Source organism: Streptomyces sp. NPDC041940 (assembly GCF_055589465.1).
The window spans coordinates 440,105-455,959 of record NZ_JBVJBP010000001.1; the positions used below are offsets into that span (position 1 = coordinate 440,105).

At 68.6% G+C, this 15,855-nt stretch carries 7 protein-coding genes; 2 read left to right on the forward strand and 5 right to left on the reverse strand.

The window, feature by feature from the left end; all coding sequences use genetic code 11:
* Nucleotides 1-15: 15 nt before the first annotated feature.
* Nucleotides 16-447 (reverse strand): ATP-binding protein, encoded by a 432-nt coding sequence (locus tag ACZ6I3_RS01965; RefSeq protein WP_469410906.1) that lies wholly within the window; start codon nucleotides 445-447, stop codon nucleotides 16-18.
* A gap of 177 nt (nucleotides 448-624) precedes the next feature.
* Here ACZ6I3_RS01965 and ACZ6I3_RS01970 point away from each other — a divergent pair, with 177 nt between their 5' ends.
* Nucleotides 625-1,422, forward strand: coding sequence for a helix-turn-helix domain-containing protein (locus ACZ6I3_RS01970; protein ID WP_469411665.1), 798 nt, complete (start codon nucleotides 625-627; stop codon nucleotides 1,420-1,422).
* The gene (locus tag ACZ6I3_RS01975; RefSeq protein ID WP_469410907.1) at nucleotides 1,419-1,616 is read left to right on the forward strand and encodes a DUF397 domain-containing protein; all 198 of its coding nucleotides are present in this window, start codon (nucleotides 1,419-1,421) and stop codon (nucleotides 1,614-1,616) included. Before ACZ6I3_RS01970 ends, ACZ6I3_RS01975 begins: the two co-directional genes overlap by 4 nt.
* 3 nt (nucleotides 1,617-1,619) lie before the next feature.
* Here the strand turns inward: ACZ6I3_RS01975 and ACZ6I3_RS01980 are convergent, their stop codons facing one another.
* The 4 genes from ACZ6I3_RS01980 to ACZ6I3_RS01995 all read right to left on the reverse strand — a co-directional run bounded on the left by ACZ6I3_RS01980 (nucleotide 1,620) and on the right by ACZ6I3_RS01995 (nucleotide 15,841).
* Nucleotides 1,620-3,266 carry a hypothetical protein gene (locus ACZ6I3_RS01980; RefSeq protein ID WP_469410908.1) on the reverse strand — a complete coding sequence of 549 codons (1,647 nt, stop codon included), beginning with the start codon at nucleotides 3,264-3,266 and terminating at the stop codon, nucleotides 1,620-1,622.
* A gap of 120 nt (nucleotides 3,267-3,386) precedes the next feature.
* The gene (locus tag ACZ6I3_RS01985; protein ID WP_469410909.1) at nucleotides 3,387-7,514 is read right to left on the reverse strand and encodes an Eco57I restriction-modification methylase domain-containing protein; all 4,128 of its coding nucleotides are present in this window, start codon (nucleotides 7,512-7,514) and stop codon (nucleotides 3,387-3,389) included.
* On the reverse strand, nucleotides 7,514-10,573 hold the full coding sequence (locus ACZ6I3_RS01990) for a helicase-related protein (protein WP_469410910.1): 3,060 nt from the start codon (nucleotides 10,571-10,573) through the stop codon (nucleotides 7,514-7,516). Before ACZ6I3_RS01990 ends, ACZ6I3_RS01985 begins: the two co-directional genes overlap by 1 nt.
* A 48-nt stretch (nucleotides 10,574-10,621) precedes the next feature.
* On the reverse strand, nucleotides 10,622-15,841 hold the full coding sequence (locus tag ACZ6I3_RS01995) for a DEAD/DEAH box helicase (protein ID WP_469410911.1): 5,220 nt from the start codon (nucleotides 15,839-15,841) through the stop codon (nucleotides 10,622-10,624).
* Between the last annotated feature and the right edge of the window lie 14 nt (nucleotides 15,842-15,855).

The window sequence follows — 15,855 nt, forward strand, 5'->3', positions numbered from 1 at the left end:
GTCTCGTATTCGCGGTCAGAGCAGTGGGAGACATGCCCAGACGGTCTTGCCGGACGGCGGGAAGGGGGCCGTGCCCCAGCGGGTGGCGAACGCGTCCACGAGGAGCAGTCCGCGTCCTGATTCGGAGGTGAGGTCGGGGGCGAGGGCGGTGGCGGTGCCGCGCCGGGGTGGTCGGTCACCTCGTGGGTCCGTCACTTCGACACGGAGCGTGTCCGAGGTGTCGATGGCGAGGGTGACGCGGAAGCAGCGGCCTCTGACGCGGGCGTGGGTGACCGCGTTCGCCGACAGTTCGGCGACGACGAGGGCGGCGGACTCGCTGGTCGTGCAGGAAGGGGGCCAGCCCCATTCGGTGAGCTGGTGGGTCGTCAGCAGGCGGGCGAGACGGGCGCCTCGTGGAGTGGCGCTGAGGAGCTGGGTGAAGTGGGGGGTGGAGATTTGCGACTTCATGTCACTGAGTGTGGTCGGGGCGTTCTACTCTGATCAGGCATTTCTCCAGTACGGAGGGTGTGCGTACCGGTACGTACGGTGTGCTGTACCGGGTGTCGGTCGTGACCTGACAGGGGGTACTGGGTGGTGTCTGAGACGCAGGAGTCGTACGACGAGGGTGAGCTGAGCGGCGACCTGATGCGGGCGGTCGGTAAGCAGGTGAAACTGCTGCGGGAGCGGGCCGGGTTCACACAGAGGGAGTTGGGGGACCGGCTGGGCTACAGCGAGGACCTGGTCTCGTCGCTGGAGCGGGGGCGGCGGACACCGCAGGCCGAGTTTCTGGTGGCGGCGGATGAACTGCTGGATGCGGGTGGGTTGTTGAAGGCCACGATCGAGGACATCGAGAAGGCCAAGGCGAAGGCTCGGGTTCGGCATCCGGCTTGGTTCAAGGATTATGCGCGGTTGGAGCGGGAGGCTGTTGAGATCAACGACTACAGCTGCCATGACGTCCCCGGGCTGTTCCAGACCGAGCGGCGGATTCGAGCGCTGTATGAGATGCGGAAGCCCTTGCTGGACGAGGAGACCATCGAGCAGCGGGTGACATCACGGCTCGCGCGACAGGAGATCCTCACTCGTTGGCCTCCGCCGATGATCAGCTGCGTCATCGACGAGTCCGTGCTGCGACGACCATTGGGTGGGCTGGAGGTCCACAAGGAGCAGTTGGAGCACTTGATTCGGCTGGCCGGCTTGCGCAATGTCGAACTGCAAGTGATGCCGACCGACCGGACTGAACACGCCGGGATGGGCGGTGCCTTCATTCTGCTGACGCCCAAAGGGAAACAGCAGGTGGGATACGCCGAGGTGCAGGGGTCCGCACGGCTGTCAACGGACCCCGAGGAAGTACGTATCCTGGCCGCACGGTACGGGAGTATCAGGGCGCAGGCACTCACCATGCAGGAGTCCCTCGACCTGGTCAAAAGCATGCTGGGGGCATGATGAGCACTGCCGAGTCGGAGCACCTCGCTTGGTTCAAGAGCAGCTACAGCGGCAACGAGGGCGGAGCTTGCCTTGAGGTCGCCGCGACGCCCGGCATCGTCCACGTCCGTGACTCCAAGGCACGTGCCCGTGCCCAACTGGCCGTCGGTGCCTTGGAGTGGACCGCGTTCGTACGGTTCGCCGTCACACGCTGACGTTCACGTCTGCGTGTTGTCCGGGTGCGGGCCGATGTACCCGACGTACACGAACCCCGTACCGGGGCCGTCGTCGTGGAAGTACAGCCTCGGCGACACGGTGTTGCCTCCGCCGACGCGGAGGTGCGCCTGCATGAAGAGCTTCCCGTCCGGGTCGACGGACTTCGGCACGGGAAACGTCCGCTGGCGACGCCACTTCGTGTTGTTGCCGACCGTCTCGGACTCCTTCATCTTGACCTTGGCGGACGGGAAGCGGTTCTCGCAGTCGTCCGGCAGGTTGTCGCACCAGTGGCGGAAGTCGCCGCTCGTGGTGCCCGCGGCGGAGGCGGCGGCGTAGTCGTCGAGGGCGTGCAGGGCGTCCCAGGCGACGGTGACCCAGTTGCCGATGCACTGGGCGTCGAGGTCCTTGGTCTTCTTGGTGTTGCCCGTGAAGCGCAGGTGCGGGAACTCGCCCATGCGGTCCAGGATCTCGGTGAACGTGGTCGGCCGGTCCGCCGGTTCCGGGGGAGCGGCGTGGACGAGCGTGTGGAGTCCGGCCTCTTCGAGCTGCTTCTGCAGGAAGCGGATCTTGTTGCGGGCGTCCTGGAGGTCGCCGTAGAGCTGGTCGTTCTCGACGATCTGCTCGAAGTCCCGGTCCTCGGCCTGCTTCAGCTGCTGACGGAAGTCACGGATCTCCTCGTCGCGGGCCTCCTCGCGTTGTTCCGCCTCTTCCAGCAGAGCCTCGGCCGACCGGAGTTCACCGCGCAGTTCCTTGAGGTTGGAGTCGTCGGCGGCCGGTCGGGGGCGGGTGCGCTGGACGGGCAGTGTGTTCAGGAGGTCGGGAAGGGGGTGCCGCAGGGCCAGCCGTTGGGGCAGGGAGGCGAGGATGCCGGCCGCGCGCTGAGGGTTGGCCTCAAGGGTGGTCCGGGACATGACTGGGTGGCGCTGGGCGTCGGGACGCCATGCGGGGTCCACGCCGGGCAGGTAGGTGCGGATGCCGCCGCCGAAGACGCGGTGGTATTCGAGGGCGTCGTCGTAGGCCTGCTGTGCTTCCTGTCGGAGGACGTACATGACGGCGAGGCCGCTGAGGTGGCGGAAGGCCGGTTCGACGATCTGTTTCGTCCAGGCCTCAGCATCTTGCCCGTAGGGGACGCTCGCCACGATGACGGGGAGTCTGCGCTGTGGCTCGCAGAGTTCCTCGATGACCTCTTCTACGTCGTCCGGCTCGATGAACTTCGGCACCGTGCCGACATCGGCGAGGCCGTCCTGGGTGGGGAGGGCGTCCAGGAGCAGCTTGGCTATGCCGGGGGTGTTGGCCCGGACGGGGCTCTGGCCCGGTGCGGGCTGGTGCTCGATGTCGACCTGGAGCCAGGTGCGGCGGTTGTCGTGGCGACTGCCTGAGCGGACGACCACGGTGGACTGCCAGGTGCCGTGGGCGGGGTCCTTGGTCTCGCGCAGGCGCCAGCGGGAGTACGAACCGTGTCGGCCGGCTGTCACGTCGTGGTCGAGGGTGACGCCCTCGGCTATCTCGTTACGGCCTTCGTCGAGGGCGGAGGTGTTGTATCGCTTCATCACCCCTAACCAGTGGTGCAGTTGCCGGTCTGCCTCGGCGGATGCGGTGACGAAGTCCTGCGTGGTCGAGACGACCATGCGGTAGTTGCGGGGTTCCATATGCGGCTGCCTGTGCGGTCTCGTGGGTGGGCGGTGGATACGCCGAGGAGGGCGCGTCGCGGGCTTGCGGCGCGCCGGTGGGGGTGCTCAGGCGGGGTGTTGTGGGGTGGGGTGTTCGGGTTACGCCGGGTGGCGGGGGCCTTGGCCGGGGGGTGGGTCGAGGAGGGTCTGGTAGGGGGTGCCGGTTCGTTTGGCCTCGGCCATGCGGTCGTAGATGTCGAGGATCAGGTTCTTGGTGCGGTAGGTGCCGTGGGTGGCTTCGTCTTCGTTCTTGACAACGTGGAACGTCTCCATGACGTGTTCGACGTTGTTGTGGTCGAGGCCATATAGGTGGAAGAACGCTGCGTCGAGTTCGGCGCGGAGAAACTCACGGCGCCGTTCGCCCCAACGGAATGGGGCTCCGTCGTCGCCAAGGTCCCTAGCGAACGGGTCCATGTCCTTGCTCGTATAGACCAGCTCCAATGCGCGGACATTTATCCAGTCCCCGACGCGGCCTGCGTAGCACGGCTCCTCGGCCTCGTAAGTGGAAGGCGGCAGGGCTGGGAGCTGTTCGAACTGGAAGTAGTTCAGGTTCGTGCCCGCTAGCTTTTGGCGAAGGACGTAGTCGAGGACGAAGGAGGCCGTGTTGGTGTAGAAGGCGGCGATGTATCCGCCTGCCTTCGGCAGTATTAGGTTCGCGGAGTCGCCGAGCCCATGGGTGGGGATGATAAAAGGTACCAGTGTGCGTTGATTGTTTTGGTTGGTGATTTTCCGGAATCCGATTAGCCACTTTCGATCCCACTCTCGCTCCGCGAGTAGCGACGCCACTCCAGACCTTGTGGCGGACCTTCCCGGCTTGTTCTTCGTGTCCGTTTCCATGTCGAATTCCGGTACCCAGTATTGCGGCATGGTGACGAACTCGGGGTCGTCATGCTCTTCTGGCGTAACACGGGGTAGGGTGCCTAGGTTCGCCTGTGCTTCGGTCTGCCCCTCGTATGTGCCGAGCCGGTGGTCGAAGTGGTACAGCATCTTCGCCTGATATAGAGGAAGGTAGCGTTGTTCCCCTCTTTCGAAGATGTTGCCGTTAATGCTCCAGCCGTCATTCAAGAGTTGCTGTTTGGTGCGGAACAGCGGGGCGTCGTCCGACATATGAAGCAGCCTCGAGAAAGACAGCTCCCATGGGTTGCCGAGTGGATCGCCCTGTTTGGTGAGAACCGGTACTCGGCGGTAGATGTTCAACGCGATCTCCGCATCCCGGCGCGATCGGAACACCGGCAGCGTACCCGTGTTGGGGTTAACCAGTAGGATCTCCTCAGGCGGCATCGCGAAGCGCCGACTGGGCAGGTCTTCCATATAGCGCGTGCCGAAGGCGAAGGATGCCTCATGTACGCGCTCCTCACGGCCTGATACTGTCAAAAGGCAGAAGCGAACCCCGTGGTGTACGGCCCGGCTCAGCAGGAATGCTTCGTTTTCAAAGTCTAGAAAGGACGCGAGCCGCGCGTTTCGCACCTGGTCGGAGAAGAATGGCGCTGTTGTGGCGTCGGTTGCGATACCTGTCGGCAAAACCAAGCCAAAGCGTCCGTGGGAGGCGATGCCCTGAGATGCAGTCTCGGCGAACACCGCATACGTATTGACGTCGCCGCGTCCAGCGAGTGGAAAGCGGCCCGAAAATCGAAGCAAGTGGCTTACGCCATCAGACTGGCGCTTGGCCGCTGTGAACGCGGCGAGCAAGGCTCGGTCTGTCGGCTCCTCGCTGGTGCTGAGTGCCTTGATGAGCCGCTCTCGAGCAGCCTTGTTGGACGCCGCGGCGATCGTCTCACTCCGCGTAGCGAAGAATTCCCGCTCCTTGAGCTTCACCCGCTCCCACGGCGGATTCCCCAGCACACAGCTGAACCCCCCACCCCACCCGGTCCGTTCATCCACCCCCACGGCCGAGCCGTCGGCATCCTCCGGCACCGAGAACACCTCGGGAAACTCCAGATGCCAGTGGAAGAACCGGTACTCCTCCCGCAGGTCCGCGACCTTCTTCCGCGTCCCCTCCGGCAGCTTGGCCCAGCCGCCCTCCCGCAGGTCCAGCAGCCCCTGCAACGTCAGAGCCGGCGGACGTGCCTCCTCGGTCTTCTCCCACACGAACGCCGCGCACCACGCGTCGGCCAGCTCCCGCTCCCGTACGTACTCCGAGTCGGGGCCCTCGGTCAGGGCCAGATACGCGTCCCGCTGCCGATGGACGTACTCCAGCTCATCGTTCCGCGCGTTGGTGATCTTCGCGGCCTCGCGTGCGATCTTCGCGTTTGACGCCGTCAGCGCGGTCGTCGACGAGAACAGCTCGCCCTGGTGGACGCCCTTCTTCCGGGTCTCCCAGGCCACCCGCTCCGTCACGTTCCGCTTACGGAGCTTCGTGACCCACGTCTTGTCGTCCCCCTCGATCACCTTGAAGGCGTCGTCCGGAAGCCCGTCCGTCAGCAGCTTCGGCGTCGCGCCCACCAGCCCGTTGCCGTGCCTGACATGCGCGTCCAGGAAGCTGAGCGGCTTGCCCGGCTCCAGGGACTCGATCCACAGGGAGACCTTCGCCAGCTCCACGGCCATCAGGTTCAGGTCGACGCCGTAGATGCAGCGGCTGATCACATCCCGCAGCGCCGTGCGCGTGTCCTCGGCGCTCGGCTCGGGCGAGTCGGTCCGTACCGACGCCAGGCGCTTGGCGATACGGCGGGCCGCCGCCACCAGGAAGTGGCCGGAGCCGCACGCCGGGTCGCAGACCGTCAGGCGGAGCAGTGCCGCCTCCTGCTCCTCCCTGGTTGTGCCCGACTTGACCGCGTCGTCTATGACCGGGTCCAGCGCGGAGTCCAGCAGGCAGTCGATCAGCGAGGACGGGGTGTAGTACGAGCCTGTTGTCTTGCGCTCGTTGCCCGCGAGCGTGCGCAGCTCGAAGGTGTTCGCGGCCGGGTCGAAGCGGGGGACCAGCTCCAGCAGGGACTCGTAGATCGAGCCCAGTTCCTCCGCGCCCAGATGGCGGTAGTCCACCCGGCGCGGGCGGTTGAGCTTCGGGTCGATGACGACTGACAGGGCCTTGATCGCTGTGAAGAGTGCCTCGTTCGGGAGCTCCAGGCCCTCCAGGACCTTGTCCGACTTCGTACGCTCGAACAGGCCACCGAGGCCCGGCAGGCCCAGCTCCGGTCGGCCGCCCTCCGTACCCAGGCCCTTCAGAACCAGGTTCAGGGCGTGCCACTGGTCGCCGTGCGGACCGCCCGTGCGGCGGATGGCCGTGCGGCGGAGGCGGGCCGTGGAGAAGTAGTTCTCGTAGCGTTCGCGTGCCTCCGCCGGGGCGTCCTGCGGGATCAGCAGGCCCCGGTCCTCCGCTACGAACAGGAACAGCAGCCGGTACACGAGGTGCAGCAGCGCCGGATGCATGTCCCGGACCGTCACCTCCGACTCGTGCAGGTTCTCCCGGAGCCTGGTGTTGGCCGGGTGGGCGATGAAGCCGCTGCCGAGCGTCACCAGGGCCTTCTCCACGCCCAGCCGGAGCTGGTTCAGCGCGCGCGTGCCGCTGGCGATCGCCTCGGTGCGCCACTTCTCCAGCCAGCAGCCGGCCGGGCCCTGTTCGCTGTGCGGTTCGAGGCGGGAGCGGTGGGTCAGGCGCCACAGGAGGAGGAAGTCGGCGAAGCGGTCGCCCTCGAAGATGCCCTCCAGATCGAACTCGACGTATGCCGAGCCGACCATGGACGTCGAGTCACGCAGCACGCGGAGCAGGCGGCCGTTGGAGACCATGCCCCACAGCGCCTGCTCACCGCTGCGGTTGAGGTACTCCTGGACCAGCGGTTGGGGGATCGCGCCCCGGCCGTCCAGCGCCGCGTTCCAGCCGGTCAGGTGGACCGGCACGCCCTGCCAGACATGGCTGACCGCGAACCGCTTTTCGCCGTCCGCCGACGGCAGCCCCTCCGCCGGACCGTCCGGCAGGCGGCCGTAGCCCAGCTGCTCGAACAGCGGCAGCAGCCAGCGCTCGACGGTGAGGCCCACGGCGGGGATGGCCTCGTTCTTGTCGGCGCCCTCCTTGGCCAGACCGTCCTGGTAGGCCGTCCACACGCCCTTCAGATACGCCCACGAACGCTCGGCCGCGTCCCGGACCGTGTCGTTGGCCGCGAACAGCCCGAAGTCGGAGGGCTGGGCGCCGGGGACGTCCTTGCCGTCACGGACACGGGTCAGCGTGTCCGGAGGCAGGAGACCGCCGACAGTGAGGACGGAGTCGGTGACGATGGTCTTCGCGAGGCTCATCAGCTGGCTTCCCCGTTCGTGGTCGTACCGACCGTGCCACTCGTGGCGTTCGTGTCATTCGTGCTGTCGAGGACGGGGACCGGCAGGTAGTGGTACACGCCGAGCACGTCCGGGCTGCCCTGGACGTCCACGCGCAGGCCGCGGCGGACCGGGCCGGTCATGCCGCGCACGTCGCGGAAGGCACCGCGCACCCGGCGGTGCGAGTCCAGAAGGCGGGCCGCCAACTCCTCTCCGCGCTCCTCCAGGACCGGCATCAGCGAGTCCAGCGAGCCGAGGATGCCCTCGATCCGCTGCTGTGCGAACTCGCGCTGCGTGTTCTGCGCGGCACGGGCCTCCAGCAGGGCGACGGCGTCCTCCTCCGACAGCCACTCCGGGGCGTTCGCACCGCCCCGGAAGGCCAGCACGCGCGCGTCCTCGGCCAGTTGCTGCCGGTTCACGCCGTCGCGGCCCGGCAGGGTGAGCTGGAAGCGGTAGCGGACCAGGAGCAGCGTGGTGCGCTTGGCGACCGCCGTCGTACGGACCACTCCGCAGCGGCGGGCCGGGCGCTGCCACGAGGGCATCTGGTCGTCGAGCGCCGCGTCGAGGACGAAGCGGGCCACCGACGCCACCACCGGGTCGGTACGGGTGAGCGCCACCTCGCCGCGAGGAGCGGTGGGGGCGTCGTGGAAGACGACCGGACGGGGGTGGCGCGGACCGAGGAACGTGTCGAACGCGTCGCGCAGGGCCGCCGGCAGAGCCTCCGAGTTCAGCGTGAAGCCGCCCGCGTCGCCGCGCGGCGAGCCGGGGACGCCGCGCAGGGCGGCCAGGGCACGGCGGGTGAAGCGGCGTACCTCCTCGCCGGTGCCGAGCGACGCCCGGACTTCGGCGACCTCTCGCGCCACCTCGTCCTTCTTCACCGCGTTCTGCGCGTACCGCGAGCGTGAGGCCGTCTCCCGCTCCGCGGCGCTCTGCCAGGCCTGGTGCAGCTCGGCCGTCTGCTTCCCGACCGCCGACTCCACCGTGAACAGGCTCTCCTGCTCGAACTCCGGCCGCTCCCCGCGCAGGATCAGGCCCTCGAGGACCGCCTGCATCACGTTCTCCGAGGAGTCCGGGACGGGCACGGAGATGCCGGTCGCCTTACGGATGCGGGCGTGCTTGCGCAGCAGGACGTCCAGGACGATGCCGTCGATTGCGTTGTCGGCGCCGTACAGCGTGACCGCCTTGACGATGTCCCGGCGCTGGCCGAAACGGTCGACGCGGCCCTCGCGCTGCTCGTGACGGGTGGGGTTCCAGGCGAGGTCGTAGTGGACGACCGCGTCGAAGCTCTCCTGGAGGTTCACGCCCTCGGAGAGGCAGTCGGTGGCCACGAGGACCCGCCGCTCCAGGGGAGCCTCGCCGTCCTCACCCTCCTCCGTCAGCTCGGCGATCCGGGCGATCCGCTGGTCGGGGGAGAGCTCGCCGGTGACGGCCTGGACGGCGTACGTCTTCGTCTTGCGGCTCTTGTTGAGGGCGCTGTCCAGGTGTTCCCTGACGTACTCGGCGGTGGAGATGAACCGGCAGAAGACGATCGGGTTGTAGCCCTCGTCCAGCAGCTCCTTGACGGTGGCGATCAGCTGCTTGAGCTTGCGGTCCTTGGCGGGGCCCGCGAGCGCTCCGGCCGCCTCCGCCATGGCCAGCAGCCGGGCCTTGTCCTCCTCGTCCAGGCTCTCCGCGTCCGGGTCGGTGTCGCCGGGGGCGAGCAGCGCGCCGGGGGCGGCGTCGGCGGACTCGGCCGACTCGTCGTCGGCGGGGTCCGCGACCGTGCGGCTGCCGATCGCGTCGGCCTCGGTCACCGAGTCGGCGTCCTGCACGCCCGCCCGGGTACGCAGGGTCCTGCGCACGGCGGCGGGGGAGGAGCCGAGGGCACGCAGCAGGGCGAGGGCAGACCACCAGCGGATACGCTGCTGGAGGGCGCCGTCCGCGCTGCGGACCGTCTCCCGGGCGTAGGCGATGACCTCGTCGAGAAGCCGGCGGTAGTCGGTGTGCAGGGTGTAGTCGACCTCGGCGGAGAGTCGGTCGCTCGGGAAGTTCGCGTCCTCGCGGAAGTCGTCCCGGATGTCCGCCCGGCGGCGCTGCACGAAGTGCTGGGTGAGCAGGTCGCGGCCCGCCCCGCGGTCCAGGCTCATCGTCTCCAGCCGGTTGTCCAGCAGACCCAGCAGGTTGCGGAACGGCTCCTCCTTGCCGCTGTGCGGGGTCGCGGTGACCAACAGGAGATGGCGGGTGGGGTCGTCGGCGAGGGTGCGCAGGAGGGCGTACCGCTGCTGGCGCTGCTGCCTGCCGCCGCCCTGGGCGCTGTCCGCGGTACAGGTGTGGGCCTCGTCGACGATGACGAGGTCGGGGCAGTTCTTGATGAAGTCGTCCCGGTGGCGCGGGGACTTGATGAAGTCGGTCGAGACGATGTAGTTGCGGTCCCGGCGGAACACCGAGTGCCCGTACATACGGCCGCGCTCCAGCCGCCCGATCGTCGAGGCCAGCACCAGCTCCGCGTCGATGCCGAACTTCCCGCGCAGCTCCGCCCGCCACTGCTCGGCCAGCGCGGGACTGCACAGCACCACCAGGCCCTGGGCGTCGCCCTGGGCGAGCAACTCGGCCGCGATCAGTCCGGACTCCACCGTCTTGCCGATACCGACGTCGTCCGCGATCAGCAGGCGTACGGTCTCCTGGCGCAGCGCCATCAGCAGCGGCACCAGCTGGTACGGGCGCGGTTCCACGGAGATGCCGGCGAGCGAGCGGAACGGGCCCGCGCTGGAACGGAACCCGATCCGCAGTGCGCTGCGCAGCAGTCCGGCCGCCGACTGGTCGCCCAGGTCCGACGGGCTCGGCGGGGCGAAACGGGCGTGTTCTACCGTTTCCAGCGCGGGCAGCACCCCCGCGATGTCGTCGTCGGTGCCGCCCAGCGGGCGCAGCACCAGCATCTCGGGCGTCGACTTGGGCAGGACGACCCACTCACGGCCGCGGGCCCGCACCAGCAGACCGACCGGGAAGTCCGGGTGGCCGTCCTGGGCGGGCGCGGCGGTGGTGGACTGGCTCGTCGACGGCATCGGCGGACCTTTCGGGAGAGACATACGGGGTGGAGTCGAGGGCGTGGGTCAGTCGCTGACGCCGAACACGGAACCGTACCTGCGGGTGACCTCGGGCCAGTCGTCGTCATGGCGGAAGCGGATGACCTCCCAGCCGTCGTCGTACAACCGCTCCTGTGCGTCCTCGTCGCGCTGGGCCTGAAGCTCGTCGTCGTGGTGCGGGCCGTCTATGAAGACCGCGACCGGGCCCATCCTCGTCTCGTACACGAAGTCCGGGCGGGACAGCGCGCTGGAGACGAAGAACTGCTGCTTGTCCGGAAGCCGCAGCCCGTTGCGGGTCAGGAAGGACACGAAGCGCTGCTCCAGCGTGCTGTCGGCGCCGTCGATGAGCGCCTGCGCGTGCTCGTCGCGGGAGACGCCCGGACCGGTGTCGGTGACCAGTGCCCCGGCGAAGCTCAGCAGAAGGTCCTTCACGAGGTGGCGGTCGATGACCTGGTGGTGGCGCTGGTTGCCGAACGACAGCAGGCAGTCGTAGCAGCCCATCTCGCACGTCGGCCCGTCCTCGCGGCCACCCTTGTCCGTGCCGTCCGAGGTGAAGTGGGCGATCTCCAGCGCGCGGGCGGCCGCCCGGCGCAGCGCGTCCGGTTCGGCCTGCAGACGCCGCAGGACGCCGGCCCCGCCCTCGCTGCTCTCGATGAACAGGATGCGGTCCCGGAGCCCGTCGAAGGGCGGCAGCTGCTCGGTGTCCAGCTCGCTGTCCTCCAGCTGGAACTCGGCCTCGATGCCCCGCTCCAGGGCGTACTGGAGCGTGACCGCCATCTCGGCGGTGACCGGTGTGGCCAGCTGGAGCACCAGGATGTTGCGGGTGTCCTGGACGTACGGGATCACCGGAACCTTGCGGTCCGCCTTCTCCGCGCTCTCCAGACCGTCCTGCTCGTCGGAGGTGAGCTTGCCCGGCTTGTCCTGGTCCTTCTTGGCGTCCAGCCACTTGCCCTCGACGGGGTCAAGCCAGAAGCCGGAGCGCTGCTTGCTGCGCCGGTGGCCGAGGTTGGTGAGGCGGACCGTGGCGCTGTCGCCGTAGGTCAGGTCCGCGAGCGCGGCACCGCCCGCGTCGGAGGCCGCCGCGTTCAGCGAACCGTCCCGCGAACCGTGCTTGTTGAACTTGTACGACACCTCGACGAAGTAGCCCGTCCGCTGGCGCTCCTCCTCGTCGGAGGAGATCCGGTCGCGGCGCTTGGTGAAGACCGTGCGCAGCGGCAGCAGGTTGTAGCGGGATTCCGTCAGCTCCACGCCGCAGAAGTCGCAGGTGTTCTCCAGCTCCTCCCCGACGTGGAGGTAGCCGCAGTGCTCGCACACCTTGGCCTCCTCGGTCTGGAGGTCGCCGGAGGCACTGGTGGGCAGCTGGACGCGGTCCACCTGGTAGCGGCTGCCCTCGTGGTAGATGAAGGCGCCGGGGCCGAACTCCCGGATCGCGATGAAGCGCGACCGCTGGAGGTAGTCACCGTCCTGGCCGCGTGCGGCCCGGCCGGTGCCCGGGATGAACGCGGCCAGGGGCAGCCGGGGGAAGGAGTAGCCGGGCAGGTAGCCCTCGGAGGCCAGGTAGCGGTACGGCGTGAAGTCCGACAGGAGAGTGCTGCCGTTCCTGTCCTCGTTCTTCAGGAGCTTCAGCTGCGTCTCCGCCTGGTGGCGGCGGCGCTCGGCCTGCGCCGAGGCGTCCTTGCCCAGCGTGTTGTCGACGATGCGGCGGTGCTGGATCTCGCGTTCCTTCAGAGCCTTCCGCAGCAGCTCGCGCCAGCGGCCGAGGGCGTTGTCGAAGCCGCCCGGAGCCCTCTCGACCGTGCGCTCCAGCCACTGCTCGTCCCACCACGAGGTGGCCCTCAGGACATCCATCGAGTCCTTGAGCACCGCGGTCGCCCGGCGCAGTGCGCGCCGCTGCGCCGCGGGGTCGCGGATCTTCTCGACGTACTGCGGGTAGATCCGCAGCGAGGGGGTGTCGCCGTCGGCGTCGACGAAGTGCGGGATGCGCCTGCCGAGGTCGAGGTGGGTCTCGGCCAGCCATATGGCGTGGATGTGCGAGCGCACCAGGTCCTCGTTGGCGAGGTCAAGGCGGGGCGGGGCGACCGAGCCCGCCACCATCAGGTTCGAACGGCGGAAGTAGTACTGGTCGTGGCTGTTGCCGGTGGCGCAGTACGTGGTCACCAGCGCGGGCTGTCCGGAACGGCCCGCCCGGCCGCTGCGCTGCGCGTAGTTGGCGGGCGTGGGAGGGACGTTGCGCATCGCCACCGTGTTCAGGCTGGCGATGTCGACGCCGAGCTCCATCGTGGGGGAGCAGTACAGCACGGGCAGGGGGATGCCTTTGCGGAAGTCCTCCTCGCGGGTCTCGCGGACCGGTGCGGGCACCTGCGCGGTGTGCTCCCGGGCCACCAGACCGGCGAGGGTGGAGGCGACGCTCTTGTAGAGGTCCTTGAAGAACAGGTTCACCCGCGGGCCCTTGCCCTTGCCGTAGGTGCGGCGCAGCCGGTCCACGGCACCGAACTCGTCGTCGCGGGCCGTCCAGACCACGGTGGTGTGGTTGATGCGGTAACCGGGGGTCTCGCCCCGTCCGGCCGGGACCTCGGTGAGCAGACCGGCATCCGCCAGCACCTTGGCCAGGTCGACGATCAGCTCCTGCGCCTCGGCCATGTCCAGCGGCCGTCCCAGCGCGGGGAACTGGCCCGGCCTGCGCAGGAACCGGCCGAAGTCGGACCTGGCGGTCAGGTTCTGCTCACCGCGCGGGCGGCCCGGACGGCCCGGGCGGGTGTACGCCGTACCGGGCGGAGGCGGGGTGCGTTCGGTCTCGGCGAGTCCCCACGCGTCGTTGAGCAGGTACGACAGCCTGCGCAACTCGTCGAACTCGGCCTGCTCGAAGTACGGGAAGTCCACGGCACGTACACGCCGCATCTCGTCCAGGAGGATGCGGGACAGCTCGGCGCGCTTCAGGGGATCGGCGGAGCGCAGCGAGCCGCAGGCCTGGGCCCAGCGCTCCTCGTCCTCACAGATCTCCCGTATGTCGGCGTACTCCAGCCGCAGCAGACCGGTCTGTTCCAGGTTGGGCATGGTGACCCGCCAGCCGCGCTCCAGGTCCAGGTACAGCCGGTACTCGACCACCTTGGCCAGGGCCCGCAGGGTGCGCTTCGCCTGCCCCGACGGCTCCTTCGGGTTCTGGGAGTAGTCCTGCGGGGTCAGGCCGAGCTTCCTCACCACGGCCGGTGCCACGTCCTCGTGCAGCAGCCCTTCCTCGCCGGCCTCGACCATCGCCCGGTACAGACCGCCGCGCAGCTGGGTGACCAGGACGAAGTCGTTGAAGTGACCGGCCTGGAGGCTGGCGTCCTGGCGGTTGTCGACGAAGGTCAGCAGTTTCCGGGCGTCGTCGTCGAGTTCGGAGAGCGGCAGCTCCTTGAGATGGCGCACGATGCTGGAACTGATGAGGGAGGTCGCCGTGGAGCGGCCCTCGCGGTCCATCGTCATCAGCTTGCCGAAGTCGTTGCCGCGCGCGGTCTCGTAGCTCACACCGCAGTTGAGGCAGAACATGAAGGGCACGGGGATGTAGGCCGTGTAAAGGCCCTGCCCACGGTCGACCACCGATCCGTCGGGCTTCACCCACGTCTGCTGCGGAACTCGCTTGCGCCGGCTGTCGGCCAGGACCGGGACGCCCTTCCTGTCGTCCGTCACCACCCAGCTGTCCGGGAAGCGCTGCTCGTCGATCGCCTTGCCGGTGTCCTCGGGCCAGGGGTTCTCGGCGCTGACGTACAGGTAGCCGTTGTCCTCGTCGTCCTCGGTGCGCGGCCGGAAGGCGAACGAGCCGTCCTTGCGCTCCTCGCGGGCCACCGTCAGGTACTCCTGGCCGCACTCGCGGCAGAAGGACAGCGGCAGCAGGATCTTCTCCTTGGCGCCCGGCACACGCAGCTGGTAGGTGCGGCTGATGTGCCGGTTCTCCTCGTCCTCCAGGGACACGTACACCGAGTCGCCCTTGGACAGGAACTGGTGCAGGCGGAAGGCGAACAGGGGCCTCTTCGTCTCGTCCTCGGCCTGCGAACCCGCGTGCAGGGTGTCGCGGATGGCGGCCACGCACGCCTCCTCCGACTCACCGGTGCGGGCGGCGAGCTTCTCGGAGGCCGTCTTGACGGTCGTCGGCTCGGCTCGTACGAGAGCGCCCTTGTCCGGGCCGTCGGTGAGCGTGAGCAGCCCGAACTCGGTCTCGATCCAGGCGGCGAGCGGGTCGTCCCTGAGGACGTTGTAGTCGGTCGAGGGGGCGTTCGCCCGCACCCGGTCGGTCAGTTCGGCGTCGCCCGGCTCACGCCCGGAGGTGGCGCGGACCAGGGTCTCGCCGACCACGCGGTCCGGGGTGACGGGGGTCGAGAAAAGGGTGGTCGCGACATCGGCGACCGCCCGCCGGCGGTCCTGAAGGGTGCCCTCGGTGGACATGGTCGCCGAGGTGCCCACGCACTGGAGATCGTCGGCGGCCAGGGTGTCGCGTACCCGGCGGACCAGCAGGCCCACGTCCGCGCCCTGCCGGCCGCGATAGGTGTGCAGCTCGTCCAGGACGAGGAACTTCAGTCCCTGTGCGGCCCGCATCAGCGCCTTGCGCTCGCGCGGCCGGGTGAGCATCAGCTCCAGCATCACGTAGTTGGTGAGCAGGATGTCCGGCAGGCTCTCCAGGATCCGCTCGCGCTCGTCCTCCTTCTCCTGCCCGGTGTAGCGCTCGAAGGTGACCGGCTCGCCGCCCTCGCCGTACCCGTGGCGCAGGAACTTCTCCAGCTCGAACTTCTGGCTGTTGGCAAGCGCGTTCATCGGATACACGATGATCGCCTTGACGCCGGAGGCCGCACCCTCCTGCTTGACGCGCAGCACGTGGTCGACGATCGGGACGATGTAGCCGAGGCTCTTGCCCGAACCCGTGCCCGTGGTCAGGACGTAGCTGCCGCCGGAACGGGCGGCCTCGACGGCGTCCCGCTGGTGGCGGTGGAAGGCGATGGGGCGACCCTGGTCGGGCGAGCCGTCCTTCCCCTTGCCGACGCGGAAGATCCGCTCGCACTCGGGGTGCAGCAGGCCCTCCTGTACGAGCTCGGTCACCGAGCCGCCCGGCTGGAAACTCGGGTTGAGGGACAGCCAGGGGTGAGGCCACTGGTCGCCCTGGACGAGCGCCTCGTCGACCGCGCTCTTGATCCGGTCGTTCTTCAGGACGACCGAACTCGTGGTGAAGGCCCGGTAGTCGGCGATCAGCTGCTCGTGCACCTTGAAGACGTCCACAAAACCCTCACTCG

Excerpts from the sequence above, each read along its gene's own strand:
- ACZ6I3_RS01965 (WP_469410906.1), bottom strand. The coding sequence starts at position 447 with ATGAAGTCGCAAATCTCCACCCCCCACTTCACCCAGCTCCTCAGCGCC.
- ACZ6I3_RS01970 (WP_469411665.1), top strand. The coding sequence starts at position 625 with ATGCGGGCGGTCGGTAAGCAGGTGAAACTGCTGCGGGAGCGGGCCGGG.
- ACZ6I3_RS01985 (WP_469410909.1), bottom strand. The coding sequence starts at position 7,514 with ATGAGCCTCGCGAAGACCATCGTCACCGACTCCGTCCTCACTGTCGGC.
- ACZ6I3_RS01975 (WP_469410907.1), top strand. The coding sequence starts at position 1,419 with ATGATGAGCACTGCCGAGTCGGAGCACCTCGCTTGGTTCAAGAGCAGC.
- ACZ6I3_RS01980 (WP_469410908.1), bottom strand. The coding sequence starts at position 3,266 with ATGGAACCCCGCAACTACCGCATGGTCGTCTCGACCACGCAGGACTTC.
- ACZ6I3_RS01990 (WP_469410910.1), bottom strand. The coding sequence starts at position 10,573 with ATGCCGTCGACGAGCCAGTCCACCACCGCCGCGCCCGCCCAGGACGGC.